We start from the raw sequence: 25937 nt of genomic DNA, 5'->3' as shown, positions 1-25937 counted from the left end.
CTTCTTTTTACGTGCCATGCCATACCCCCGGAAGCTAAAAGTCTCCAGAGTATGGCGGAACAGAAGATGAGCGATCGGACAGAATCGGAATCGCTGATCGGGCGACCGGAATCAGTGATCGGACGTGACCGGAACCAGCACTCGGCGCGCAGGCGGCTATGCTGTCAGAGGCCTTTCCTCCTCATATACGCTACACCGGTATGGCAAGCAGCCGTGAGCTTGCGGGCGCCATCGCCGGAGGAACATTACCGTTTATTGCCGTCGCACTGCAAAGCAGCGCCGGCGGGGAATGGTGGCCGATTGCCGTTTATGCCATTTCACTGGCGATTCTGGCCGCGTTAGGAGCATTGCTGCTAAACCAGAGGCATCACGGCTGGAAAGACCAGCCAGCGCACAACGAAACGGCCGCGGAGTATTGATCATCGCCCGCCAAACGGGCGAGTATCATGGTTAACTTCCTCTTCTTATCGCTGGTCAATTTGCGGCGCTGGCGGATATGATTTTTTGGACACAGGTGAAAGAGAAACCGTGTTGCCCTATACGTAGACGCAACCGGTTGACGCCCAGTGCGGTGATAGGTAAAGCAATGCCGAGTTCCTTACCCTATTTATATACCGCTCATAGGGTGTAGGTCCCTTTGAAAAGGCCGTCCATAAATATATTTTCTGCGGCCTTTTCAGATAAGGCATACCTTGACCTGTGACCACAGGTTACCTGCAACAGCGCCTGAGTGTCTTGGTAAAATAGCATCCTGTCGGAAACAGCCGTGTATTGATAAATTATTTATTATCTTCAGTATACGGTGGCCAAGTAATTTCACGATTTGAGAATTCAATTGATTGTATGTTATTGGCATTTGCTGGCGCTAAATCAATCTCGACCTCGGTGATTACTGGCATGTTCATCAAATAGGCCATTTTGGCAAAATGACATATCGCATCACTTTCGGCTAAGTGCCACTGGTTAAAGTAGTATTTGTAATCGTCGTCGTGAATTGCCACATAACATTTATTATGTGTGGCTAAAAGTCCGCTTATCTTGCCTTTGAGTTGATAAGCATTGCCCTGTTTGGTTATCCCTAAACACGGTAGCGGTAAAAAAAGCAATGTTAATATCAACATACAACATTTATTCATGATGACTCCTATGGTTTCTACTGATTTAATCACCAAGCGTCAAAGAAACTCTTCTGGTCGCTTCGCAGTCTGTTATCTACTGTTTATTACCCAATTTGTTTAGCCTCGGCGGGTCTAAGAAGTAAATTGAAAGCGGCTTAAGCATAGATTGACTTCTTCGCGAAAATCATGATGTAACAGAGTGGATTAGGTATTGGGACGCGTATCGATATTCAAGTAACGATGTTTGATGTGTTCATCAATGGTTGTTGGAATCCCCTGTATCATCAATCCTGAATCTTAACATTGAACAGATATTCTCATTCTTATTCTTCCACAGGCAAGGTATTCGTCTTTGAATGCAAAAGCATTAGTAACGTCACAAATTCTTTCGTTGTAAGTTTGATAATAAGCAAACATAAGGCTAGGGTATACGTTATTGTCTTCCTGATTAGGGTGTATAAGGTGCCTCTCTAGCGCACGCCCAATTTGACCTACAGAGTTTATCGCCATTTCCAGCACAGCTTCAAGGACTTCCGTTACCGAAACGAATATTAATTTCTCTTCTTCGCCATATCACGTTGACCCTTTGCTATGCGCCAGCAAATGTTCATTTTCTCTCAGATTATTGACGCCTGTATCAAACAACTGTTCTAGAGGCCAGGATTAAAATCTATAGAAAGCTGTCTAGCATATGAATTTGAAAAATGAAATCAATAGATAAAATATCAAGATGTGAAGCCTTTATGGCAAAATCCCAATGATTTTCTTGATAAAGGGAAAGGGATAAATTCAATATAAGAATCTTTAGGGTAACAATTTCCAGACACTCAGTAACCTATCAGAATTTTAGGGCGATGAAAATATTATAACGGATTTTAGTGCCACCCGCCATCTATTTCATGCGGACGCCCTCGGGGGGAATATAATACGTTAGCACGTTTACCTATTGCTATCACGGGGGTTTTGTACTGCTTAATAGACAGGGATAGGGTTAGGGTTATCTTGCTATCAGTACCACCGAGTGTACTAATGATAATCCACTTTTGGTCTGGAGGAACTCATTGACTTTTTTAGGGCCTTCTCATTGCGTCCAGAGGATAAAAGGACGTCGTTTCCTTTGACTCAGTGAAGCGGATTGAGCGACGTTTTGGCAATGTCTGAATTAGGGGAGGTGAGCATCAGGATCGCTTTGCCGCCAATTTGCCGCCAATGGTTTTAATAAAAGAAAAAACCACTGATTAAAAGTGACTTAACTAACTGATTCTAAGTTGAATTTTGGTGGCCCCTGCTGGACTTGAACCAGCGACCAAGCGATTATGAGTCGCCTGCTCTAACCACTGAGCTAAGGGACCAAGTAGCGTTGATTATAAATGATGGCGCCAACGGGGTCTATAGTCATCCCCGCCAGATGGATGATTTATCGCTGTTTTTTGGTTAAAATCGTTAACTATCCGGCGCCAGGGCCAGAGATAAATGAGAGGGATCAATAATGGAAGATATTCTCAGACAAGGGCTACGGGTGGTGTTTTGCGGCATCAATCCGGGGTTATCCAGCGCACATAAAGGGGTGCATTTCGCGAATCTCAACAACTGTTTCTGGAAAACGATCCATATGGCGGGGTTTACGGCATGTCAGCGGCGGCCGGAGGAAGAACAGCGGCTACTGGAGACCGGCTGCGGGATCACCATGCTGGTGGCGCGGCCCACGACCGAAGCCTCTGAGCTGTCGCTGGCGGAATACCGCCAGGGCGGCGAACGGCTGGTGGCCAAGATTGAAACCTATCAGCCACAGGCGCTGGCGATTTTAGGTAAGCAAGCTTATTGCCAGGCGTTTGGGGTAAGGAACGCCACCTGGGGACGGCAGGAAGTGCGCATCGGCGTAACGCAGCTATGGGTACTGCCCAATCCCAGCGGGCTGAACCGCATGAGCGGTGACGCGCTGCTGGCGGCCTATCGCGCCCAGGCCGACACGCTCCCTCCCATCTACGGACGACTTGCGTACGGGCCATACCGCCGCTTAAGCGAGGCCAATAAAAAACCCCGCGAGTTGCCGCGGGGTTTTATCGTGCGTTGCCGGCAGGCGTGGAACGGCCAGCCAAAACAGGACTTAATCGTCCAGGAAGCTGCGCAGGACTTCAGACCGGCTCGGGTGACGCAGTTTACGCAGCGCTTTCGCTTCGATCTGACGAATACGCTCGCGAGTAACGTCGAACTGTTTGCCCACTTCTTCCAGCGTATGGTCGGTATTCATATCGATACCGAAGCGCATGCGCAAAACCTTGGCTTCACGCGCGGTAAGGCCGGCCAATACATCATGGGTCGCTGAACGCAGGCTCTCGGAGGTGGCGGAATCCAGCGGCAGCTCGAGGGTGGTATCCTCGATGAAATCCCCCAGATGCGAATCTTCATCGTCGCCGATAGGCGTTTCCATGGAGATAGGCTCTTTGGCGATCTTCAGTACCTTACGGATCTTATCTTCCGGCATCAGCATGCGTTCGGCCAGCTCTTCGGGCGTCGGTTCGCGTCCCATTTCCTGCAGCATCTGCCGGGAGATACGGTTGAGCTTGTTGATGGTCTCAATCATATGCACCGGGATACGGATGGTGCGCGCCTGGTCGGCGATAGAGCGGGTGATGGCCTGGCGGATCCACCAGGTGGCGTAGGTCGAGAACTTGTAGCCGCGACGATATTCAAATTTGTCCACCGCCTTCATCAAACCGATGTTGCCCTCCTGGATCAGATCCAGGAACTGCAGGCCGCGGTTAGTGTATTTTTTGGCGATGGAAATAACCAGACGCAGGTTCGCCTCGACCATTTCTTTCTTGGCGCGCCGCGCCTTGGCTTCGCCGATCGACATGCGGCGGTTTATATCCTTCACCTGCTCGATGGTCAGACCGGTTTCTTCTTCAATCTGCCGCAGCTTCTGCAGGCTGCGATGCACGTCATCATCGACTTCATGCAGTTTTTCCGACCAGGGCTTGTTCATCGCCAACGCGGCTTTGAACCAGCTTTCGCTGGTTTCATTGCCGGCGAACAGCGTGACGAAGTTTTTCTTCGGTATCTTGCTGATTTCGACGCACAGCTTCATGATCAAACGTTCCTGGGTACGCACGCGATCCATCATGGCGCGCATGTTGTTGACCAGGTAATCGAACTGCTTCGGCACCAGGCGGAACTGTTTGAACACGTCAGAAAGATTCAGAATCTCAGCGGCCGATTTGGCGTGGCTGCGCCCGTTGGTTTTGATAACATTACGGGTAATTTCGTACTGCTCACGCAGCTCGACAAATTTTTGGCGCGCCAGCTCCGGATCGATGCTGTTATCGTCGTCCGTGCTGTCGCCGCCGCCGTCCTCTTCATCCTCGTCGTCATCGGCGATTTCGTCGGCGGAGAGTTCAGAGCCGATATGGGTCGCGGTGGGCGCCATATCTTCTTCCGCATTGGGATCGACAAAGCCGGTGATAAGATCGGACAGGCGGGCCTCGCCGGCCTCGACGCGGTCGTACTGTTCCAGCAGGTAGGTGATAGCCTCAGGGTACTCGGCGACCGAGCACTGGACCTGATTGATGCCATCTTCGATACGTTTGGCGATATCGATCTCGCCTTCGCGGGTCAGCAGCTCCACGGTACCCATTTCGCGCATATACATGCGCACCGGGTCGGTGGTGCGGCCAATCTCGGACTCGACGCTGGACAAGACCTGCGCCGCGGCTTCCGCCGCATCTTCGTCGGTGTCGGAGGTGGTTTCGGCCAGCAGCAGGTCATCGGCGTCCGGTGCTTCTTCCATCACCTGGATGCCCATGTCATTTATCATCTGGATGATATCTTCGATCTGATCGGAGTCGACGATATCCTCCGGCAGATGGTCATTGACCTCGGCAAAGGTCAAATAGCCTTGCTCCTTACCACGTGTGACAAGCAGCTTGAGCTGTGACTGCGGGTTTTGCTCCATAAGACGGTATCCACACTTCAGAGTAATAATCGGTGTTGGTTGGTGAAAGCGCATCACCAACAAGAGATCTGGGCTTCGTTTCGCGCCGCAGCCCAATACGGCATTGCGCTGGGTCTTGTCCTGCCAGATATAGGCAATTAAGCCTCGTCATTCAGGTTTTTTTCGCCAGCGCCTGATTCAGCGACCAAAGCTGCTGGCGTTCTTCGGCCGTCAGGCCGTGGGTCCGGTCGCGGGCGATAAGCGCTTCCTGGCGGTGTTCAAGTATGGAGTCGTAAAGACTCGCCAGGGTGTCGACAAATGTCGCCTCGATCATCTCATCAATGATCATGTGGTTCCAGGTCGCCAGGGTTTCAAGCTGTGAGGAAGATTTACTCTCACGATAATGCTCCAGCAATTGGCCGGTGGTTAACCCCGGCTGGGCCTGGCAGGCCCGCACTAACTCGATAAACAGCGGCACACCCGGCTGACTTGCCTGCTCCAGCCCCTGGACCGTGGGGACCAGGGCGGAAAGCCGCGGATGCTGCACCAGCAATCCTATCAGTATACGCATGGTTGTGCGTTTTATCCGCGGCTGCGGTGAAATATTTGCCTTTAGCGTTGCCCTGGGCTGCAATTTCTCCAGCTGGCTGTCGTCAAGGATCCCCAGTTTATTGCCCAACTGCTGGCGCAAATAGAGACGCAATGTCTCGCCCGGCACCTGGCCTATCAACGGCAGCGCCAGGGTGCTGAGCTTGGCGCGGCCGTCGGGGCTGCTTAAATCCACCTGTGGCATCAGCGTTTCAAATAAAAACGTCGACAGCGGCTGCGCCTGTTCGATGCGCTGTTCAAACGCCTCTTTACCAATTTTGCGCACCAGCGTATCGGGATCTTCGCCTTCCGGCAGAAACATAAAACGCAGCTGGCGGCCGTCGCTCAGGTAGGGCAGCGCGTTTTCCAGCGCGCGCCAGGCCGCTTCACGCCCGGCACGGTCGCCGTCATAGCAGCAGATCACCCGATCGGTGGCGCGATACAGCAGTTGAATATGGTCGGCGGTGGTCGAAGTGCCCAGCGAAGCCACCGCATAGTCGATGCCGAACTGCGCCAGCGCCACCACGTCCATATACCCTTCGACCACGAGCAGCCGGGATAATTCCGGATGCTGTCGTTGGGCTTCATACAGACCGTACAGCTGGCGGCCCTTATGGAAAATGTCGGTTTCCGGCGAGTTCAGGTACTTTGGCTGCCCATCGCCCAATATCCGCCCGCCGAAGGCGATAACGCGGCCGCGTTTGTCGCGGATCGGAAACATGATGCGTTCACGAAAACGGTCGTAGGTTCGACCGTTGTCGTTGACCACCAGCATGCCTGCGTCGTTGAGCGCGGCGCGATCCTCGGCCGAACGGCCGAAACGCTTAATGACATTATCCCAGCCCGGCGGCGCGAAGCCGATGGCGAAATGCGCGATGACCGCTTCGCTTAGCCCGCGCCGTTGCAAATAGTGATCGGCCTGCGTCGCCGTCGGCGCCTTCAACACCTGCTGGTAAAAGCCGCTGAGCTTGTCCATCAACTGATACAGACTTTGTCGCTGATGGCGCTCCTGCTGATTTGGGCCGGAGCCGGTTTCATACGGCACTTCCAGGCCGTGCTGGGCAGTCAGTTCCTCGATGGATTCTACAAACTCCAGCCGATCGTAATTCATCAAAAAGTCGATGGCGTTGCCATGGGCGCCGCAGCCGAAACAATGGTAAAACTGCTTTTCGCTGTTCACGGTAAACGACGGGGTTTTCTCATGATGGAATGGACAACAGGCGTGAAAGTTCTTACCCTGCTTTTTGAGCTTTACCCGCGCATCGATCAGATCGACGATGTCGGTACGCGCCAACAAGTCATTGATAAAGACACGTGGGATTCGTCCAGCCATAAGCCCTGTCAGGTAAGCACTTGAACGACAACAAGCCGCGCAATCCTTCCGGATGGCACGGCCTTCGTATGCAACAGCTAAGTCTGCAGATTAATCACGCGGTCGGGGTAGCTCGCACCCCGGAAAATCAATACAGACGAGTGCGGCGTGCGTTTTCGCGAGCCAGTTTCTTGGCATGACGTTTAACGGCAGACGCTTTAGCGCGCTTACGTTCGGTCGTCGGTTTTTCATAAAACTCGCGACGACGAATTTCGGCCAGAACACCCGCTTTTTCGCAGGAACGCTTGAAGCGACGCAGTGCTACGTCGAAGGGCTCGTTTTCACGTACTTTAATTACCGGCATGTGCCTCTCTCACCTCGATAGAATTCGGATTTTGTCGCTGACCTGTGCCAACCTTTTCAAAATGGTGCGGAATTTTACTTCAAGTCTGCCCGCTTTGTAAAGCGCCGTGCTGCATGATCTTATGCTCTGCGCTCCACGTGCGGCACAAGCGGCTGATGTCAGGGGTAAAATAACGCCCGAGGCGCGCAAAAAAAACTCTACTGGACGGAGTTGACGATGAAAAAACCAATATCAATCGGCGTAATCGTTTAATATTTGCGACGACGGGCACTATGGGCAAGACCGCGGTCGGTCGACGCGGGATCCTGCTATGTGCCCGGTCACCAACAGGCCGGCATTTTTATCATGACGGCCGCCGGAAAGATGGCGGTTTACGCCAAAGCTGGGTCTGAACGCCTCGTCGCGGCGCAGAATATGATAGACTGTGCGCCGCAAAAAAGGGTGGTAATGATTATGCGCGTATTGGGTATTGAGACGTCATGCGATGAAACCGGCGTGGCGATTTACGATCGGCATCAAGGGTTGCTGGCTAATCAGCTGTACAGTCAGGTGAAACTGCACGCCGATTATGGCGGGGTGGTGCCGGAGCTGGCCTCCCGCGATCATGTCCGCAAAACCGTGCCACTGATTCAGGCGGCGCTGGCGCAGGCGGGTCTGCAGGCGTCGGATATCCACGGGGTGGCCTACACCGCCGGACCGGGGCTGGTGGGCGCGTTGATGGTCGGCGCCACCATCGGCCGCGCGCTGGCTTATGCCTGGCGGGTCCCGGCGGTCGCCGTGCATCACATGGAAGGGCATCTGCTGGCGCCCATGCTGGAGGCAAATCCGCCGGCGTTCCCGTTCGTGGCGCTGCTGGTTTCCGGCGGCCATACCCAGCTTATCGCGGTGACAGGTATCGGCGAATATCGGCTGCTGGGTGAGTCTATTGATGATGCCGCCGGCGAGGCGTTCGATAAAACCGCCAAGCTCCTGGGGCTGGATTATCCCGGCGGACCGATGCTGGCGCGTCTGGCGCAGCAGGGCGTGCCGGGACGTTACACTTTTCCGCGCCCGATGACCGACCGGTCGGGGTTGGCATTCAGCTTCTCGGGGTTGAAAACCTTTGCCGCCAACACCGTTCACGCCGGCGCCGATGATCACCAGACGCGCGCGGACATCGCGCGGGCATTTGAGGACGCCGTGGTGGAGACGCTAATGATAAAATGCCGGCGCTCGCTCGATCTCACCGGTTTCTCGCGGTTGGTGATGGCCGGCGGCGTCAGCGCCAATCACTCTCTGCGCGCCAGCCTGGGGGAAATGATGCGCCAGCGGGGCGAGGAAGTGTTCTACGCCCGTCCTGAGTTTTGTACGGATAACGGCGCGATGATCGCTTATGCCGGCATGGTGCGGCTGCAGAGCGGGACGCAGGCCAATCTGGCGGTGTCGGTACGGCCGCGCTGGCCGCTGGAGGAATTGCCGGCGCTCGTCGCCTGAGTCAGTTTTTGCTTTACTGCCGGTCGATATCCCGGTCTTTTTGCCGGCGGCGCCAGATGCGGCTTTCCTGACCACGCCACAGCCGCTGAATATTGTCGTGGTGGCGCAGGAGCACCAGACAGGAGAGCATTGCGACCGGGAAGGTGAACTGCGGCTTGAACCACCAGACATAGAAGGGCGCTATTAAAGCGCTGACGATCGCTCCCAGCGAAGAATAGCCGGAGAGCAGCACCGTCAGAAGCCAGCTGCCTATCATCAGGCCGGACAGATCATAGCCAATGGGCGCAATGGCCCCCAAGGCGGTAGCGACCCCTTTGCCGCCGCGAAAGTGAAAGAACAGCAAATAAATATGGCCGAGACAGGCGGCAATCGCCACCAGACCCAGCCAGAACGGAGGCAGGCCGAGGCCGTAGCCTATCCACACCGGGATCATCCCTTTCAGTATATCGAATACCATCACGCACGCGGCCGCCAGCTTGCCGCCGAGACGCAGCACATTGGTGACGCCGGGATTACCGGAGCCGCTGGTGCGTGGATCCGGCAGGCGCGCGAGTCTGCAGATCAGGATCGCGCTGGATACTGAGCCGAACAGGTAGGCGAAGATTATCATGCCAATCGTGATAGCATTCATAACCACATTCCATTCATCAACATTCGTTTTATTTCGCTATCTGTGGATAATACGCATATTCCCGAGGAAGTGGTATCCGATAGCCACAAAAACCGAGTATGGCACATGGACATTGTATTTATTGAGCAATTAACGGTAATGGCGGTGATAGGCGTCTATGACTGGGAACAGCAACGCCTGCAGAAATTGGTTTTCGACCTGAAAATGGGCTGGGACAACCGCCCGGCGGCGCGTAGCGATGATGTCGCGGACTGCCTGAGCTATGAGGATGTCACCGAGGCCGTACTGTCGCTCGTGAGCGGCAAGCGTTTCGCGCTGGTGGAGCGGATCGCCGAGGAGACGGCGGATCGGCTGATGACCCAGTTTAAATTGCCCTGGATACGCGTCAAGATCGGAAAACCCGGCGCTATACCGCAGGCGGCCAATGTCGGCGTCGTCATTGAGCGCGGGCGGCGAAAAGTCTGAAAATAGCGTAGCGGTAATCATTTGGCCATGCGGTTGCAACCAAATTACCGTATGTTTGTCTCAATTTGCGGGAGATTTAGCGGCTGGTCTGTTTACATATCGCCGCTTTTTTATTGTCGTGACTTTGAGGGAAACGTTGTATGGCGGATATGCACGAGTGGGTTATTGCGTTCATTCTGGGGGTGGTGGAAGGGTTAACGGAATTTCTGCCGGTTTCTTCGACGGGACATATGATATTGGTCGGTAGCCTGCTTGGCTTTACGGATTATAAGGCCAAGACCTTCGAGGTCATCATCCAGTTGGGGTCGATCCTGGCGGTGGTGGCGATGTTTTGGCGCCGGTTGTTTGGTCTTATCGGTATTCATTTCGGCCAGGTGCCCCACGAAGGGATCGGCAGCGGCCGCGTGGCGCACTGCTTCAGCAGCGGGTGGTCCTGCCCGTCGACGCCCTAGGTGCCGGCGTCCACGGCGGCGGTTCAGTCCTGAATGGTTTCGGTGTCGCTGTTTGCCTGCTGTCGCTTCCAACTGGCCAGGGCCTGCTGGCGTCGCCGGGTGAGCTCCTCGCCGATCTCGGCGCCGCTGAATCCCGCCGTGATAACGTCGTGCGCGGTAACCGACACAGCCACGCGGAACGCTTCGCGCAGGAAGTCTCCCTGTGGATAGGGATGGTTTTCAAAACCGGTACGCCCGCGGGCGTCGGCTTCACTGGCAAGGATCATTTGCTCCAGACGCTCCGGCCGGCGCCAGACATCAATGGCGCTGAACAATTTTATCAGCGTCTTCGGCGTCAGGCTCTCGGCACCGTGCAGCAGGTCATGATATTGGGCCACGATCTTCGCCAAATCACGCAGCGGATTGGGCACTTTTAGACGTTGGCACAGTCCTTCCACCACTTTCACCCCAGCCGGGCCATGGCCGTGATGGCTGGGCCACAATCCGCGCGGGGTCAGCGCTTTGCCCACATCGTGGCAAAGCGTGGCGAAGCGTACCGCGATATCGTCCGATAGCCGTGCCGCCATCGATACCGTCATCAAGGTATGAATGCCGGTATCGATTTCCGGATGCCACTTGGCCGGCGCCGGGACGCCAAACAGCGCATCCACTTCCGGGAACAACGTTTTTAACGCGTCGCAGTCGCGCAACACCTGAAAATAGACTTGCGGGTTGCGGGTTGCCAGCGCCAGCTCGGTCTCTTTCCAGACCCGCTCGGGAGCCAGCAGCGGCAGCTCATCGGTCATGTGCTGCATGAGCGCCAGCGTTTCCGGCGCAATGCGAAAATTCAGATGGGCAAAACGCGCGGCAAAACGGGCGACCCGCAGCACCCGCAACGGATCTTCGCCGAAGGCGTCGGAGACATGACGCAGCCAGCGCAGGCGGATATCGCGCTGCCCCTGATAGGGATCGATCAGATTGCCCTGGTCATCGCGGGCGATGGCGTTGATGGTGAGATCGCGGCGGCGCAAATCCTCTTCCAACGTGACTTCCGGCGAAGAATAACAAATGAAACCGGTATACCCTTGGCCGGATTTGCGCTCCGTGCGGGCCAACGCATACTCTTCGCGGCTCTCGGGATGCAGGAAAACCGGAAAATCTTTGCCGACCTGCTGATAACCCTGCGCCAGCATGTCTTGCGGCGTCGCGCCGACCACGACCCAGTCCCTTTCCGTGACGGGGAGCTGCAATATACCGTCACGCACGGCGCCGCCCACCAGATATTTTTTCACAATTCACTCCTGGCAAAGCCGGTGTTGCCTTTATCGGTACTATCCATTGAGTGTAGCCGTATCTCGCGCGCGATTCACCGGCGCCGTTGCGGACGCGGCTCAGTTCATCCAGCGGTTATCTTTTTTGCGACGGGGAATGATATGGGGCAGCAACAGGCCCAACAACAGGCCAACGCCGGCCACGCCGCCACCGTACATGAACCACTGCATGATAATGGTGCGCTGTTTATCGTCAAGCTGAACCGCCGCCGCGTTGACTTTTTTCTGCGCAGTCGTGAGTTGGTCCTTCATCGCCTGATTCTGCTCTTTGAGATCATTGATAACGCCATCGCTGGTGGCCACTTTTTTCTGCATGTCGGCGGTGCGCTGATTCCAACCGGTATCGAGGGTATTGAGCTTTTGGGTCAGATCCTGCACCTGCTGCTCCAGCGCCGGCACCCGGGTGCGCATACTGGGCTGGACGCTCAACTGGTCCAGCGGGATCCACGCGGTACGGCCCTTTTCGTCACGCACCTGCGCGAAGCCGGCGTCGTCGTTTTGGCTGATAAGCGTAACGGCGTCGCCGGAATTCAAGGTGCCGATAATGCGATATTGGTTGCCCGGGCCGCTATGTATATAGGTCAGCAGGTCGTCGGAAACATAACGTTGCTCGTCGGCGCTGGCGGCGCAGGCGAGACCCAGACCGACCGCGGCGAAGTAAATATGGTGTAATTTCAGCATTATTCCGTCATTTTTAAGCAATTGTTACACGATAGTAGTGGCTTCAGTTTGACGACGCAACGTCGGGTCCGAAATGAGAACACTTTTACTCTCGGACCCGCGCCAGGCCGTTGCCGCTGCCACTACACGATGAGGCCGGCATCCACGGGCCGCCTGCGGCGGTTGGGAGGGATGAAAATGACAAAACACGTCAAAAGCGATGAAAACTTTGGACCACACCTCGCATGAAAAGTGCCGTTGAGCTTGTCCGTTTTGTCCATTAAGGCCATGATTAGACGTTAACACTTGTCATCTCAAGCGGTTGATCTCATTAAGGGATGGCTTAAGCGCCAATGAACTTCACCGGTATGGCCATATAACACTATGAATAAAGAAATCGAGTTAAAATTTATCGTTCAGCCCGAGACGCTGCCCGCACTGCGGCAGCGGTTATCGGCAACGGGCCATGACGGTCATGCGCTCCGGCAATTGACCAATACGTATTTTGAGACGGACGGTTTTGATTTACGCCGCCACGGCATAGGGTTACGCATTCGTCAGGTGGACAGGCAATATGAGATGACGATGAAAACCGCCGGGCAGGTTATCGGCGGATTACATCAGCACCCCGAATATAATATGCCGCTGCCGGGGCCGACGCTGGAACTGCAACGGCTGCAGGCGCAGGCGTGGCCGGAGGGGCTAAGTCCCGCCGCGCTGCAATCGCGGCTCAAGCCGCTGTTCACCACCGATTTCGGTCGCGAGAAATGGCGGGTGACGCAGGGTGAAAGCCAGATCGAGGTCGCGCTGGATCGGGGCGAAGTCAGCGCTGGTTCTCTAAGTGAACCGATTTGCGAACTGGAAATGGAGTTGCTTAGCGGCAACGCCCGCGATCTGTTTACCTTCGCCAAGACGCTGAGCGATGCCGGCGGCCTCCGTTTGGGCAGCCTGAGCAAGGCCGCGCGCGGTTATCATCTTCAGCGGGGAAATCCTCCGCGCGCAATCCGGCCGCTGCCGCTGCTTAATCCCGCCGCGCGGGCGACGGTGGAGGAGGGAATGAGTGCGGCGCTGCATCTGGCGCTGGATCATTGGCAATATAATGAGGAGCTCTGGCTACGCGGCGATTCGCAGGCCAAGGCAGGCGTGCTGGAGGGCATCACGCTGATACGCGAGACCTTCCACGTGATGGGTAACCTGGTGCGCCGGAAAGCGACGACCGCGCTGCGCGCGCTGCTGGCGGATATTATTCCGTTGATCGCCGCCGAACGGGCGGATCCGCAGGCGATCTGTTATCTGCCTGTATATCTGCAAACCAAACTGGCGCTGACCTCCTGGCTAATGTTCAGCGTCTGGCAGAATAACGCCGATGAGGATACACGCAAAAAACTCGCAGGCGCCTACCGGCAGTTCGCCGACATGACGCTTGCACGCTGCGGCGCGGAATTGAAGGTCGCGTTCGGCCGCACGCTATCCGATGAAGAATACCTGCAACAGTTGCCGCGGCTGGAACGTCGGCTGATCGCATTTCATGTCTTGTCCGGCGCCTATCGGCCGGCCGAGGTCGTGACCTATCTGATGCACTGGAAAGCGCTGCATCAGTCTATCGTGCAGCAAGGACCCGAAGATAGGGAACATTTGCGTCGGCAAGCGATGGCGCAGGTGGGATTCTGGCTGAAATAGCGGCAAAGACGCGTTAGCGGCCACCGGGCCGCCCTTAAGCCCTGTTTGTCTGCAAGGAGTTTCTTTGATGATGACGCGACCTCTACCGCCGATCCTGCAACAGCAAGGGCAGCAGACGGCGGCCGCCTTGCCGGTGCCGGCGGACGATTCAGCTATCCCTGCGCTGGCCATGAGCGATTTCATCAGCGACGCGCTGATAAGTCATCCGGCATGGCTGCAGGAGCTGACGGCGCAGCCGCCTCGACCGGGCGAGGGGCGGGATTATGTTGGACTGCTGGCCTCGCAGCTGGCGGCGGTGGATGATGAGACCACGCTAATGCGCGAGCTGCGGCTGTTCCGGCACTATACGCTGGTGCGTATCGGCTGGGCGCAGATCCTCGGCCTGTGTGACACCGGCGAAACGCTGACCCAGCTCAGCCAGCTGGCGGAAACCCTGATTATCGCCACGCGCGACTGGCTGTGGCATGCATGTTGCCGCAAATGGGGCACGCCCTGCGGCACCGACGGCACCCCACAGCCGCTGATGATTTTGGGCATGGGCAAACTGGGCGGCGGCGAGCTGAATTTCTCCTCCGATATCGATCTGATATTCGCTTACCCAGAAAACGGTTTCACCCGCGGCGGCGGCGGCGAGCTGGACAACGCCCAGTTTTTTACCCGGCTCGGTCAACGGGTGATTAAGGCGCTCGACCAGCCTACCGTCGACGGTTTTGTTTATCGGGTGGATATGCGGTTGCGGCCGTTCGGCGACAGCGGGCCGCTGGTACTGAGCTTTGCCGCGCTGGAGGATTATTATCAAGAGCAGGGCAGGGACTGGGAACGCTATGCGATGATAAAAGCGCGGCTGATGGGCGGCCACGGCGATCCCTACAGCCAGGAGCTGCGCAGTATGCTGCGTCCTTTTATCTACCGCCGCTACATTGACTTCAGCGTTATCCAGTCGCTGCGTAATATGAAACAGATGATCGCCCGGGAGGTGCGGCGGCGCGGGTTGAAGGACAATATCAAACTGGGCGCCTGCGGCATCCGTGAAATAGAGTTTATCGCCCAGGTGTTTCAATTAATTCGCGGCGGCCGCGAACCGCGCCTGCAGGCGCGCACGCTGTTGCCGACGCTTGCGACAATAGGCGAGCTGGGTCTGCTCGCGCCGGCGCAAAGCGCGCGCCTGGGCGAGGCTTATCTTTACCTGCGGCGACTGGAAAATCTGTTGCAGGGCATCAACGATCAGCAGACCCAAACGCTGCCCGCCGACTCGCTCAATCAGGCGCGCCTGGCCTGGGGCATGGACGAGGCGGACTGGCCGCAGCTCACCCGGACGCTGGCCGCCCATATGCAGGCGGTGAGGGTGGTGTTTGATGAGCTAATAGGCGATGATGCGCCCGACGCTGAAAATAATGATACGCCCGGCGCCGCGGCCGCGTTGTGGCAGGAGCCGATGTCACAAGCGTCGGAGGCCGACGTCGCAGGGGTTCCCTGTCCCCGCCTGGCGCAGCATGTCGCCGATTTTCGCCGCGATGTGGTGAAACGCACGCTCGGCCCGCGCGGGCGGGAAGTGCTGGACGCGCTGATGCCGCGGTTGCTGGCGCATATCGGCGATGGCGACGCGGCGGACGTGGCGTTTGAACGCTTGGCGCCGGTGCTGCTCAGTATCGTCTCCCGCACCACTTATCTGGAGCTGTTGCTGGAGTACCCCGGCGCGCTGGGGCACTTGATTCGCCTGTGCGCCGCGTCGCCGATGATCGCCAGCCAGCTGGCGCGACATCCACTGCTGCTGGACGAATTACTCGATCCCGCCACCCTCTACCATCCACCGGCGCCGTCGGCCTATGGCGACGAGCTACGCCAATATCTGTTGCGGGTGCCAGAAGAGGACGAGGAGCAGCAACTGGAGGCGCTGCGCCAATTTAAGCAGGCGCAGCAGCTGCGCATTGCCGCCGCCGGTATGCTGGTCAGTACGCTTTCAGCGTTCGAGGATTATCAGCTCAATGAAGCCTGGACCTGGGAGCATCAGGCGCTGGTGCGTGCACGGATGGTTTATGGTACGTCGGCCCTACAAGAGGGGTTTAACGCTATTCGCCGCCGCGTACTGTGCCGCGGGCGCGATCCCGCTACGCTGCGTCGCGAGGTCAGTGAAATGCGCGCCAAGATGCGGCAACATTTGGCCAGTAAGCAATCTGACGTTTTCGATATCAAAACGGACGAGGGTGGTATTACCGATATCGAATTTTTGGCGCAGTATCTGGTGTTGCGCCACGCCGCCGAAAAGCCCGAATTGACGCGCTGGTCGGATAATGTGCGTATCTTCGAGCTGATGGCCCAGCATGGGATTATTGACGGCGACGATGCCGATGGGCTGCGCGCCAGTTACACGACGCTGCGCGATACGCTTCATCATCTGGCGCTGCCCGGTCGGGTGCCGGTAGCGCAGTTCGCCCGCGAGCGCGCCTTGATCGGCCGCTGCTGGCGCCAATGGCTGGACTGAGCGGCGGCGTTGCTGCCGCAATCTGGGAGCGCCATGTGTTCGCGGGGCGTGATACCCTCGGCGCCCGCTGGCGGCAGCGGCTTGGCTGCGTGGCGGCGCTGCCGCGGGCGGGCCAGACCCAGGCGCCGCAGGGGGCGAATTTCTCCCGCCTGTGATATTATTCCGACCCTTGAACAGGATCTCTTTGGAGCGAGTGGATGAAAGTGACCTTGCCTGATTTCCGCCGGGCGGGCGTGCTGGTCGTGGGCGATGTGATGTTGGACCGATACTGGTACGGTCCTACCAGCCGGATTTCACCGGAAGCGCCGGTGCCTATCGTAAAAGTGGACGCTATTGAGGAGCGCCCCGGCGGGGCCGCCAACGTCGCGATGAATATCGCCGCGCTGGGCTGCCATTCGCGTCTGGTCGGCCTGACCGGCATTGACGACGCCGCCCGCGCCCTGGGCGCGCGGCTTAGCGAAGTGGATGTGACCTGCGATTTTGTCGCCGTTGCCACCCATCCCACGATAACCAAGCTGCGGGTGTTATCACGTAATCAGCAGCTTATCCGCCTGGATTTCGAGCAGGGCTTCGACGATGTCGACGCCGCTCCCATGTTAGAGCGTATTCAGCTAGCGTTGCCGAAAACCGGCGCGTTGGTGCTGTCCGACTATGCGAAAGGCGCGCTGGCTCGCGTGCGCGAGATGATTACGCTGGCGCGGGCCGCCGGCGTGCCGGTGCTTGTCGATCCGAAAGGTACCGACTTCAGCCGCTATCAGGGGGCGACGCTGTTGACGCCAAACCTGTCCGAGTTCGAGGCGGTGGCAGGGGCTTACAAAGATGAGGAAACGCTGGTGAGCCGTGGCATGAAAATCATCGCCGATTATCAGCTTTCGGCGCTGCTGATTACCCGTTCGGAGCAGGGGATGACCCTGCTGCAGCCGGGTAAGGATCCGTTGAATTTACCGACACAGGCGCAGGAGGTCTACGACGTGACCGGCGCCGGGGATACGGTCATTGGTGTGCTGGCCGCCGCGCTGGCCGCTGGCAATAGTCTGGAGGAGTCCTGTTTCCTGGCCAATGCCGCGGCGGGCGTGGTGGTCGGGAAATTGGGTACGTCAACCGTCAGCCCCATCGAGCTGGAAAACGCCATCCGCGGCCGCGCCGAAACGGGCTTTGGCGTCATGACCGAAAGCGAACTGAAGCAGGCCGTGGCGCTGGCGCGTCAGCGCGGTGAGAAGGTGGTCATGGCCAACGGTATTTTCGATATCTTGCATGCGGGCCACGTCAGCTATCTCGCCAATGCCCGCAGGTTGGGCGACCGGCTTATCGTGGCGGTGAACAGCGATGATTCCACCAAGCGTCTCAAAGGGGAAAGCCGCCCGGTAAATCCCCTGGTGCAGCGAATGACCGTCCTGGCGGCGCTCGAAGCGGTGGACTGGGTGGTGCCTTTCAGCGAGGACACGCCGCAGCAGCTGATTGCCGACGTGCTGCCGGATGTACTGGTTAAAGGCGGCGACTATCAGCCGCATCAGATCGCCGGCAGCAAGGAGGTGTGGGACAACGGGGGCGACGTGCTGGTGCTGAATTTTGAAGACGGCTGTTCCACCACCAATATCATCAACGCCATTAAGCGCGGCGAGCGGGGTTAAGGCGCGCGCCGTGGGTGGTGTGTGGGCCGTCCCTGGTCGAGGCGAGCCTCACGTCAGCGGGTCATCGCTGCCGCTAACGTCGCAAGGGGGCTACGGCCGTTATAGCTTTTTAAAGGTGTCTTTAGCCGGTTTGTCGTCCGCAACGCCGCCCTCCGGCACCGCCTGTTCAACGGGGGAAACGCTGGTGGTGTCGTCCACGCCGCTCACGCCCGCGGGTTTCGCTCCCGCCACTGGCGCTCCCGCCGCGCCGCCGGGCTGACCAGAGGATCACTTTTCGGCATGGTTTCCAGCGCGTTAAGGCGCAGTTCCAATTGACTCAGTTTCTCACGGGTGCGCAACAGCACCTGGGTCTGCACGTCAAATTCCTCGCGGCTGACCAAATCCATTCGGCTGAACTGGTTTTGCAGCACCTGACGGATCTTTTTTTCCACGTCGTCGCCCAAATCGCGGATGCCTTTCGGCAGCGATTCCTGCACCTGGCGGGCAAGCTGTTCAAGTTTATTTGGATCAATCATCGTCGGTTCCCTAACTGATCAGAATGAATTAAGTGTAATGCCTGTTCCCCCTGAGTGGAAACAAAAGCATTTATTGAAATTATGCGTTTGCTAATTGCCTCGGCAGCGGGTTGTCGCTATAGTATTTCCGCTCATTCTCAGGGCGGGGTGCAATTCCCCACCGGCGGTAGACCTGGCTAAAGTATTGCACAGGAAGCCCGCGAGCGCTCAGATTGCGTGCAATCTGAGGTCAGCAGATCCGGTGTAATTCCGGGGCCGACGGTTATAGTCCGGATGGGAGAGAGTAACGACGTCCAAACGGGCTATGGCCGCAATCGTTATTTTTTGGCCCGTTCGCGGCCGCTCCTAAGTCTGCCCTGATTCTGGTAATCCATATCAATTATGAGGTTTTATTTACTATGAATCAGACGCTTCTTTCCGAATTCGGTTCTCCGCTCCAACGCGTGCAAAACGCGCTGGAGGCGCTGCGCAACGGCCGCGGGGTACTGGTACTGGACGATGAAGATCGTGAAAATGAAGGCGATATGATATTCGCCGCGGAAAACATGACCTTTGAGCAGATGGCGTTGGCCATTCGCCACGGCAGCGGTATCGTGTGCCTGTGCCTGACCGAAGAACGCCGCCAGCAATTGGCGCTGCCGATGATGGTTGAACGTAACAGCAGTCATTATCAGACGGCCTTTACCGTCACTATCGAAGCCGCTGAAGGGGTCAGCACCGGGGTATCCGCCGCCGATCGCCTGACGACGATTCGGGCCGCCATCAAAGATAACGCCAAACCCACCGATCTTAACCGCCCTGGGCATGTGTTCCCGCTGCGCGCGCAGCCGTGCGGCGTGCTGGTGCGCGGGGGGCATACCGAAGCGGCCGTGGATTTAACCACCCTCGCCGGCCTGAAGCCGGCGGGCGTGCTGTGCGAAGTGACCAATGACGATGGTACCATGGCGCATGCGCCGGAAATTGTGGCCTTCGCCCGGCACCACGGCATGCCGGTGCTTACCATTGAAGATCTGGTGACCTATCGTCGCGCTCTTGCGCGCGAAGTAAGCTGACCGTCCTGGCAGGGCCCGGGGTTGCGTCAGTCGGTAGCCAGCGCTAACCTTCGCATTTCCTGCCAGGTGTAAATCATTACTTCATCTGTGGAGAGCTGCGCTGCGGCGACCATCGCCGCAGCGATATCCGCCGCCGTTATGGCGCGGTATTTTTTCGCCCGTCCCCGCAGTACGGGATCCAGCCGAGGCCAAACGCGGTTGAGCCCTCTCTCCAGCGGGCGGCGCTCTTGCCGCTCGCCCAGAATCATGCAGGGCCGAAAGAGGTGCGTCCGCGCTGCGCGCTGCGCAACAATATCCCGCTCCGTTTCCCCTTTGATACGCAGATAAAACGCGTAAGAGCCGACGCTCGCGCCCACCGCTGACACCAGCGATAGCGAACGCGCGCCCTGCTCAAGGGCCAGCAGCGCCGCCAACAGTGGATAATCATGTTCGATGCGGTAATAGTCTCGCCGATCGGGGCTGTTTTTGCGGGTGGTGCCGAGGGCGATAAACACATCCTCCGCCACCTGCGCGTCCGTCTGCGCGGGCAGCGTGTCGATATCGCCGCTTAGTTGTGTCAGCTGCGGATGGCGCAGCGGCAGCTTTCGCCTAACTACCGCAATGACTTGCCCATAGGCGCGATGACCTAACAAGGTGGACAAGAGATTACCACCCACTAATCCGCTGGCGCCAAATAGCAATGCTGTTTTCATTTGTTGGCCTCGGTTATTCAATTTTCCTGATTATCTTCATCATCGTTATCTCGGTTCTTTGCGCGGCGAAAAGCGGTAACGTGATGCCATCAGCCGCCGTAAGCGACACACAACGAATAAGGATATCTGATGAGTAGCCCACGCATGCCCGCCCTTTTCCTCGGTCACTGCAGTCCGATGAACGTGCAGGAAGACAACCGCTATACCCGTATCTGGCAACAGCTGGGTCAGACACTGCCGCGGCCGAAGGCCATATTGGCCATTTCGGCCCATTGGTATACACAGGGCACTGCCGTCACCGCCATGGCGCAGCCGCGCACCGTACACGATTTCGGCGGTTTTCCGCTGGCGCAACGGGTACAGTCCCTGCTGGCGCCGGTGTCGGTGCATGCCGATACCGGCGAATGGGGGTTGGACCACGGCACTTGGGGCGTACTCATTAAAATGTATCCAGAGGCGGATATTCCGGTGGTGCAACTCAGCATCGACGCGACGCGCGATGCCGCTTACCATTTCGCCCTCGGGGAAAAACTGGCCGCGCTGCGCGATGAAGGCGTGATGCTGATGGCCAGCGGCAATGTAGTACATAACCTGCGCACGGTACGCTGGCAGGACGAGGCTGAACCCTACCCATGGGCACTTTCGTTCGATCAGTTTGTGCGCTGAAATCTCTGCGCGCAAGGGGAACCGCATCCGCTGATACATTATCGGCAGCATCAGGATGCCGCGCTGTCCAATCCCTCGCCGGAGCACTTTTTGCCGTTGCTGCATGTGCTGGGCAGCCGGATCGGCGATGAGCCGGTCACGGTGCCCGTGGACGGTATTACGCTGGGGTCCATCAGTATGCTGTCGGTGCAGGTGGGCTGAGGCGGCGGCGCGGCATCACTACGCCGCCGCAGGATCAATCAACGATAATGTGCGGATAAAAGCGGGAAAGATCCTGGGTAATTATCTGTCTGTCTTCACGCAGGCCGATGCCGCAAGGTTGATCGTTAACCAGCCAGCTGCCGATCACCGTATAGCAATCGCCGAAGCGGGGCAGCGGGCAAAACGCCTGTACAATCGACCCCTCTTCGCCGTAGGGGCCGTCCACCCGCGCGGTCTCCCGCCCTTGCTCGAAGACCCGCACGTTAGAGCCTTCCCGCGAGAACAGCGGTTTCACAACATAATTGTCCATCGGCGGGAAATCGTCTTCGGCAAAATAGGCCGGCAGCAAATTGGGGTGGTCGGGAAACATCTGCCAAAGCATCGGCAGCAGCGCCTTGTTGGATAAAATGCATTTCCAGGCAGGCTCGAGCCAGCGCACACCTGCGTCTTCCAGCTTGGTAGAGAACATTTCGCGCAACATGAATTCCCACGGATAGAGCTTGGACAGGTTGCTGATGACCTGATCCTGCATATCGGTGAACTGCCCTTTCTCTCCCAGCCCCAGCTCTTCGATATAAAGAAACGTATTGGGCAACCCTGCTTCCGTGGCGCAATCCTGCAGATACTGCACCGTGCCGCGATCTTCTTCGGTATCCTGGCAGCAGGCCAGGTGCAGCAGGCTAAAACCGTGCTGCGACTGAAGTTCGGCGAAGCGGGCAATAAGCTTCTCCTGTAGGCTATTAAACTGGTCGGCGTTGGCCGGCAACTGCCCGGCGTTTAATTGATCTTCCAGCCAAATCCATTGGAAGAACGCCGCTTCGTACAGGGAGGTGGGCGTATCGGCATTGTTTTCCAACAATTTTGGCGGATACTGGCCGTCATACACCAGATCAAGGCGCGAATAGAGCGACGGCTGGCACGTTTGCCAGGCGTTGCGCACAAACGACCAGGTATGCCGGGGGATCCGGAATTTGGTCATTAGCTCCTCGCTGGCCACCACTTTGTCCACCACCTGCAAACACATCTGATGAATCTCGGCGGTGGCGTCCTCCAGCGTTTCGATTTGCGCCAGGGTGAACTGATAGTAAGCGTCCTCGCACCAGTAAGGTTCACCGTACAGGGTATGAAAATTAAAGCCGTATTCAGTGGCTTTCTCCCGCCAGTCCGGCCTTTCGCTGATGGTAACTCGTTTCATGTCCCGTTAGCCGCCCATGGTGCGGTGCGGCGTGGCGCTGCTGCTGCGCATGGCGCTCTGTTTGGCGACGGTCTCACCGAAGCCGCCGCGGGTAATGGTCTGGGTGGTCGCCGGCTTGGGCGCCAGGGCGGTCTTGGGCACCGTCATCGACCGGCCGCTGGTGGCCGCCCCGTAGCCGCGGCCGCTGGCGTCGACAAACTGGCCGCGCGCCGGACTATTGGCGGCACGGGAGCTGAACAGCGGCTGCTGCGCGTAGCCGCCCATCATGCGGCCCATCATATAGCCCGCCATCAACGGCATCCACATGCCGCCGCTGTGCTGGGATTCCGCCGCCATGCCGGCCTGCGCCGGGACCTGGGTGCATTGATCTTCGCCGAACTCCGCCACGCAGTCGGCGCGGGAGACGTATTTGGGGGCGGTTTTCACCGCTTCCTGCTGCGCGCTGTTGTAAGCGGTGGTGCACTGTTCGCTCAGTGAGGGATTGGCGCGGGTACAGTCGTCGCTGTTCATGTACAGCGATACGTTTTCGTCGCTTTTTTCACAGCCGGCCAGTACAAAAACGGCACCGACGGCCAGCGCGACGGGCGCCATACGGTAAGCGCGCCAATGCTTGCGAAAGCTGGCGTGATTAATCTGTTTAGTGCGTTTCATTATTTTCCTGCTTTATTGATATTAACTGCGATCCAGAGAAATCACTGTAGAATAGGGGAAAAACGGTGATAAATGAAGCATGGGGGCCGCCTACGGCCGGAATCTTTACGTAGTTATACACTTCCCTGTGATCGCTCGAGCGGACAGGGGCGGGCAAGGGACAGCACCGGCGGCCAAGAGGGGAAACAAGCGTCTCGCCTGGCCGCCGGGAAAGAACTTAATGCTGGAAAGGATTGCGTCCGGTAGCGCAGCCGGCGGCTGGCGCGGTCGTCACACGGGTCGCGCGCGGCTGGACGGCTGTTTGTACAGCACTACTGCGCGCGGTATTGGCGTTGCGCGACGTATCGGCGCCATCGGCCCGGTTTTCCTGCGTGGCGTTTTCCGGCGCCACCGTCTGCGGATCGGTCGGTACTATTTTGCCGAGCGTATTATTTAGCGTCACCAGATCCGCTTCGTTCAGCGTGCCGAGAGCGGATTTGAGGTTTAATTGATTAATCAGATAATCGTAGCGCGCCTGGGAGAGATTTCGCTTGCGATCATAAAGCGTGGTGGTGGCGTCCAGCACGTCGACGATAGTGCGGGGGCCCGCCTGGTAGCCGGCTTCCGAGGCGTCCAGGGAGCTTTGCGCCGACACTACCGCCTGTTCATAAGCGACGATGCTGCTGATGGAGGCGGATATATTGCTGAACGACGAGCGCAGGGTCCTGACCATGGTGCGATGCGCGCTTTCAAGCTGCTCGCTGGCGCTGACGAAATTGTACTGCGCCTGCTTCACCTGGGAAGTGACGGAACCGCCGCTATACAGAGGTACGTTTAGATTCAGGCCGATAGCGTTTCCGCCGATATGCTTATCGGGATTTGTTATGGAATTATTACGCGAGCCATTGTAGTCGGTATTGCTGACCGTCGACGAGGCGTTGAGATCCAGCGTCGGCATATGGCCGGTCTGGTAGTAGCGAATTTGTTCACGGGCCAGATCCTTCGACAGACGCGCCGAGCTGAGGTTCCGGTTTTCCGCTTCTTTCAACAGATTGGTGATCGCATCGGTACGCTGGGTCTTGAAGCTTGCGATATTCAGCGTCGCCAACTGCGGATAATCTATGCCGGTTATCTGGCGCAACGCTTCTAACGCATTGTCCAGATCATTACGGGCGCTCACTTCCGAGGCCAGAACCGTGTCATATTCCGAGCGCGCATTCTGCACATCCGTAATTGCCACCAGGCCGACGTTAAAGCGCTGGGTCGTTTGATCGTAAGCGCCCCGTGGAGGACGTCTTGAATTATTGGTGGGTTTGTTGTATAAGACAGTAAACCTACGTTACACGCTTATGCTCATTACATTTTCATATTGTATTGATTTTAATAATTTTTATTTCCATCCCGGTTTGAGTGATATGAAATTAGTGGTTCTGAAGTTTGTGATAGTGTCCATTAAAATTTAAGTGGACACTATCATCGCCGGATTATCCATGATCTGACAGCCGTCCCTTATAGGATGCGGGTTCACTAGGCATCCGTAGTGGAACATATTCTTACCGGGCCATACAACAAACCCACCAATAATTCAAGACGTCCTCCACGGGGCGCTTACTATTTCACCACCTGGGAATTCTCGCACAACTACGTGGCCGAATTTGAGCAACACACCAAAACCGATGAAAAGAAAAATCTCCTCTACGCTTTTAAAGAATACGGGCGCGTTTTGAAGACCAAGGCCTGCCGCAGAATCTGTACCCTCTATTTCGTCTCTTATTTTGCCAAAGACTGTTTTAATACCGCCTTCTTCTTCTACGTCGCGTTTGTGCTGGATCTTTCCCAAGCGATGGCGCAAACGGCGTCTTCACTTTCCATCATCGGCTTAATCTTTGTCCCCATCGCGACCTATTTTATGTACCGCTACGGGTCGAAATGGCTCTGGCCGCTGGCTTTCTCGCTGATGATCCTGGTGCTGCTTTATTATCTGGGCCTTTATCTGATCGGTATCCAGCTCGCCCCCGTCACGGCGTTTGTGACCATCATTGTTTTATCTGCACTGTTCCAAATTGGCCGACAGACCATGGAATATACCGTGTGGAATGTCATCCCTCTGGTGCCGGATGTTGATTCGCTGGTGTCGACCAAGCTCAGAGCGGGCACGTTCGCCGCATGCCAAACCTTTACCCGCAAATTAACCGGCGCCATCGGGTCGACTATCATCGGCTAGGTTCTGGTATTAGGGGGATTTGATAAGTCCCTCGCCGTACAAACCGACGGCGCCAAACTCGCCACCATGCTGGCCTTTATCGTCATTCCGCTGGTTTGCTTACTCTATTCGCTCTACCTTGCCTGCTGGTTCCGGTCACGCCCGATCACTGATTCCGGTCGCCCGATCAGCGATTCCGATTCTGTCCGATCGCTCATCTTCTGTTCCGCCATACTCTGGAAACTTTTAGCTTCCGGGGGTATGGCATGGCACGTAAAAAGAAGAACGCGAGAACAGAAATTTTCATCTATATCAATGTATTACGCATGAAATTTGAGCGGCATCGCTCGAATCGCACCATCGCACCATCGCACCATCGCACCATCGCACCATCGCACCATCGCACCATCGCACCATCGCACCATCGCACCATCGCACCATCGCACCATCGCACCATCGCAGCAGCGCTCGGCATAGGCTGTACCACAGTGCACGATATCCTCGGCCGATTCACGGTAGCTAACCTGGTCTGGCCATTGCCGGCGTAACTGTCCCCCGTCGACCTCGACCGCCTGCTCTATCCCGGCAAATCCGGCAAGGCTATCAAGACCTTACCCAGCTGGCTTGATATCGATACCGAGTTAAGCCGCAAGGGCGTGACCAAACAGCTGCTCTGGATGGAATAT

The 25937-nt window shown here is 57.1% G+C and carries 20 protein-coding genes, 1 tRNA gene, 5 pseudogenes and 1 riboswitch; of the genes and pseudogenes, 13 read left to right on the top strand and 13 right to left on the bottom strand.

What is annotated here, in order from left to right; genetic code table 11:
* Nucleotides 1-158: 158 nt before the first annotated feature.
* Nucleotides 159-419, top strand: a complete 261-nt coding sequence (locus ACMX3H_RS11745) for a hypothetical protein (protein ID WP_415210897.1) — start codon at nt 159-161, stop codon at nt 417-419.
* Nucleotides 420-779: 360 nt separating this feature from the next.
* Here the strand turns inward: ACMX3H_RS11745 and ACMX3H_RS11740 are convergent, their stop codons facing one another.
* Both ACMX3H_RS11740 and ACMX3H_RS11735 read right to left on the bottom strand, forming a co-directional pair.
* Nucleotides 780-1172: a hypothetical protein gene (locus ACMX3H_RS11740; RefSeq protein WP_415210896.1), complete on the bottom strand. Its 393-nt coding sequence runs from the start codon at nt 1170-1172 to the stop codon at nt 780-782.
* Between the two features lie 1222 nt (nt 1173-2394).
* Nucleotides 2395-2470: transfer RNA gene (locus ACMX3H_RS11735), tRNA-Ile, on the bottom strand.
* Between the two features lie 134 nt (nt 2471-2604).
* Here ACMX3H_RS11735 and mug point away from each other — a divergent pair.
* Nucleotides 2605-3093, top strand: a pseudogene (gene mug, locus ACMX3H_RS11730) (G/U mismatch-specific DNA glycosylase); the annotation flags it as partial.
* A gap of 132 nt (nt 3094-3225) precedes the next feature.
* On the opposite strand, the gene rpoD reads toward mug, so the two are convergent.
* The 3 genes from rpoD to rpsU all read right to left on the bottom strand — a co-directional run bounded on the left by rpoD (nt 3226) and on the right by rpsU (nt 7313).
* Nucleotides 3226-5070, bottom strand: coding sequence for an RNA polymerase sigma factor RpoD (gene rpoD, locus ACMX3H_RS11725; protein WP_415210895.1), 1845 nt, complete (start codon nt 5068-5070; stop codon nt 3226-3228).
* Between the two features lie 151 nt (nt 5071-5221).
* Nucleotides 5222-6970 carry a DNA primase gene (gene dnaG, locus ACMX3H_RS11720; RefSeq protein WP_415210894.1) on the bottom strand — a complete coding sequence of 583 codons (1749 nt, stop codon included), beginning with the start codon at nt 6968-6970 and terminating at the stop codon, nt 5222-5224.
* A gap of 127 nt (nt 6971-7097) precedes the next feature.
* Nucleotides 7098-7313: a 30S ribosomal protein S21 gene (gene rpsU, locus ACMX3H_RS11715; RefSeq protein WP_001144067.1), complete on the bottom strand. Its 216-nt coding sequence runs from the start codon at nt 7311-7313 to the stop codon at nt 7098-7100.
* Between the two features lie 453 nt (nt 7314-7766).
* On the opposite strand from rpsU, the gene tsaD reads away from it, so the two are divergent.
* Nucleotides 7767-8786: a tRNA (adenosine(37)-N6)-threonylcarbamoyltransferase complex transferase subunit TsaD gene (tsaD, locus tag ACMX3H_RS11710; protein ID WP_415210899.1), complete on the top strand. Its 1020-nt coding sequence runs from the start codon at nt 7767-7769 to the stop codon at nt 8784-8786.
* Between the two features lie 13 nt (nt 8787-8799).
* On the opposite strand, the gene plsY is transcribed toward tsaD, so the two are convergent.
* Nucleotides 8800-9417 carry a glycerol-3-phosphate 1-O-acyltransferase PlsY gene (gene plsY, locus ACMX3H_RS11705; RefSeq protein ID WP_415210893.1) on the bottom strand — a complete coding sequence of 206 codons (618 nt, stop codon included), beginning with the start codon at nt 9415-9417 and terminating at the stop codon, nt 8800-8802.
* 105 nt (nt 9418-9522) lie between these two features.
* Between plsY and folB the strand changes: the two genes are divergently transcribed.
* Together folB and ACMX3H_RS11695 are read left to right on the top strand one after the other, a co-directional pair.
* Nucleotides 9523-9882, top strand: a complete 360-nt coding sequence (gene folB, locus ACMX3H_RS11700; RefSeq protein WP_415210892.1) for a bifunctional dihydroneopterin aldolase/7,8-dihydroneopterin epimerase — start codon at nt 9523-9525, stop codon at nt 9880-9882.
* A 140-nt stretch (nt 9883-10022) separates the two neighbouring features.
* Nucleotides 10023-10289: pseudogene (locus tag ACMX3H_RS11695) on the top strand (undecaprenyl-diphosphate phosphatase); the annotation flags it as partial.
* A gap of 68 nt (nt 10290-10357) precedes the next feature.
* On the opposite strand, the gene ACMX3H_RS11690 reads toward ACMX3H_RS11695, so the two are convergent.
* Complete coding sequence (locus tag ACMX3H_RS11690; RefSeq protein WP_415210891.1) at nt 10358-11605, bottom strand: multifunctional CCA addition/repair protein; 1248 nt, start codon at nt 11603-11605, stop codon at nt 10358-10360.
* Between the two features lie 99 nt (nt 11606-11704).
* Nucleotides 11705-12325, bottom strand: coding sequence for a TIGR04211 family SH3 domain-containing protein (locus ACMX3H_RS11685; RefSeq protein ID WP_415210890.1), 621 nt, complete (start codon nt 12323-12325; stop codon nt 11705-11707).
* Between the two features lie 363 nt (nt 12326-12688).
* Between ACMX3H_RS11685 and ACMX3H_RS11680 the strand changes: the two genes are divergently transcribed.
* From ACMX3H_RS11680 to hldE, 4 genes are all read left to right on the top strand, one after another.
* Complete coding sequence (locus tag ACMX3H_RS11680) at nt 12689-13984, top strand: inorganic triphosphatase (protein WP_415210889.1); 1296 nt, start codon at nt 12689-12691, stop codon at nt 13982-13984.
* A gap of 67 nt (nt 13985-14051) precedes the next feature.
* On the top strand, nt 14052-16466 hold the full coding sequence (glnE, locus tag ACMX3H_RS11675) for a bifunctional [glutamate--ammonia ligase]-adenylyl-L-tyrosine phosphorylase/[glutamate--ammonia-ligase] adenylyltransferase (protein ID WP_415210888.1): 2415 nt from the start codon (nt 14052-14054) through the stop codon (nt 16464-16466).
* Nucleotides 16454-16621 carry a hypothetical protein gene (locus tag ACMX3H_RS11670; protein WP_415210887.1) on the top strand — a complete coding sequence of 56 codons (168 nt, stop codon included), beginning with the start codon at nt 16454-16456 and terminating at the stop codon, nt 16619-16621. Before glnE ends, ACMX3H_RS11670 begins: the two co-directional genes overlap by 13 nt.
* Before the next feature lie 42 nt (nt 16622-16663).
* Nucleotides 16664-18097, top strand: a complete 1434-nt coding sequence (hldE, locus tag ACMX3H_RS11665) for a bifunctional D-glycero-beta-D-manno-heptose-7-phosphate kinase/D-glycero-beta-D-manno-heptose 1-phosphate adenylyltransferase HldE (protein WP_415210886.1) — start codon at nt 16664-16666, stop codon at nt 18095-18097.
* Between the two features lie 203 nt (nt 18098-18300).
* On the opposite strand, the gene ubiK is transcribed toward hldE, so the two are convergent.
* Entirely contained in the window at nt 18301-18612 is a 312-nt protein-coding gene (ubiK, locus tag ACMX3H_RS11660) for a ubiquinone biosynthesis accessory factor UbiK (RefSeq protein ID WP_415210885.1), read from the bottom strand.
* A gap of 129 nt (nt 18613-18741) precedes the next feature.
* A riboswitch (FMN riboswitch) is annotated at nt 18742-18901 on the top strand.
* A gap of 109 nt (nt 18902-19010) precedes the next feature.
* Between ubiK and ribB the strand changes: the two genes are divergently transcribed.
* Nucleotides 19011-19664: a 3,4-dihydroxy-2-butanone-4-phosphate synthase gene (ribB, locus tag ACMX3H_RS11655; RefSeq protein WP_415210884.1), complete on the top strand. Its 654-nt coding sequence runs from the start codon at nt 19011-19013 to the stop codon at nt 19662-19664.
* A gap of 26 nt (nt 19665-19690) precedes the next feature.
* Here ribB and ACMX3H_RS11650 read toward each other — a convergent pair whose 3' ends face one another.
* Nucleotides 19691-20356, bottom strand: coding sequence for an NAD-dependent dehydratase (locus tag ACMX3H_RS11650; RefSeq protein ID WP_415210883.1), 666 nt, complete (start codon nt 20354-20356; stop codon nt 19691-19693).
* Nucleotides 20357-20485: 129 nt separating this feature from the next.
* On the opposite strand from ACMX3H_RS11650, the pseudogene ygiD reads away from it, so the two are divergent.
* Nucleotides 20486-21223: pseudogene (gene ygiD, locus ACMX3H_RS11645) on the top strand (4,5-DOPA dioxygenase extradiol).
* Nucleotides 21224-21257: 34 nt separating this feature from the next.
* Here the strand turns inward: ygiD and ACMX3H_RS11640 are convergent.
* The 3 genes and pseudogenes from ACMX3H_RS11640 to ACMX3H_RS11630 all read right to left on the bottom strand — a co-directional run.
* Entirely contained in the window at nt 21258-22418 is a 1161-nt protein-coding gene (locus ACMX3H_RS11640) for a glutathionylspermidine synthase family protein (RefSeq protein WP_415210882.1), read from the bottom strand.
* Nucleotides 22419-22424: 6 nt separating this feature from the next.
* Complete coding sequence (locus ACMX3H_RS11635; protein ID WP_415210881.1) at nt 22425-23069, bottom strand: DUF1190 family protein; 645 nt, start codon at nt 23067-23069, stop codon at nt 22425-22427.
* A gap of 217 nt (nt 23070-23286) precedes the next feature.
* A pseudogene (locus tag ACMX3H_RS11630) lies at nt 23287-24321 on the bottom strand (TolC family outer membrane protein); the annotation flags it as partial.
* Nucleotides 24322-24588: 267 nt separating this feature from the next.
* On the opposite strand from ACMX3H_RS11630, the gene ACMX3H_RS11625 reads away from it, so the two are divergent.
* Together ACMX3H_RS11625 and ACMX3H_RS11620 are read left to right on the top strand one after the other, a co-directional pair.
* Nucleotides 24589-25272 (top strand): MFS transporter, encoded by a 684-nt coding sequence (locus ACMX3H_RS11625; RefSeq protein ID WP_415210967.1) that lies wholly within the window; start codon nt 24589-24591, stop codon nt 25270-25272.
* Nucleotides 25273-25517: 245 nt separating this feature from the next.
* A pseudogene (locus ACMX3H_RS11620) lies at nt 25518-25937 on the top strand (hypothetical protein); the annotation flags it as partial.

Origin of the sequence: Sodalis sp. (in: enterobacteria), assembly GCF_047607725.1 — a bacterium.
Classification (GTDB): Bacteria; Pseudomonadota; Gammaproteobacteria; order Enterobacterales; family Enterobacteriaceae; genus JBLKSS01.
This window is presented reverse-complemented; position numbering and strand designations above follow the sequence as displayed.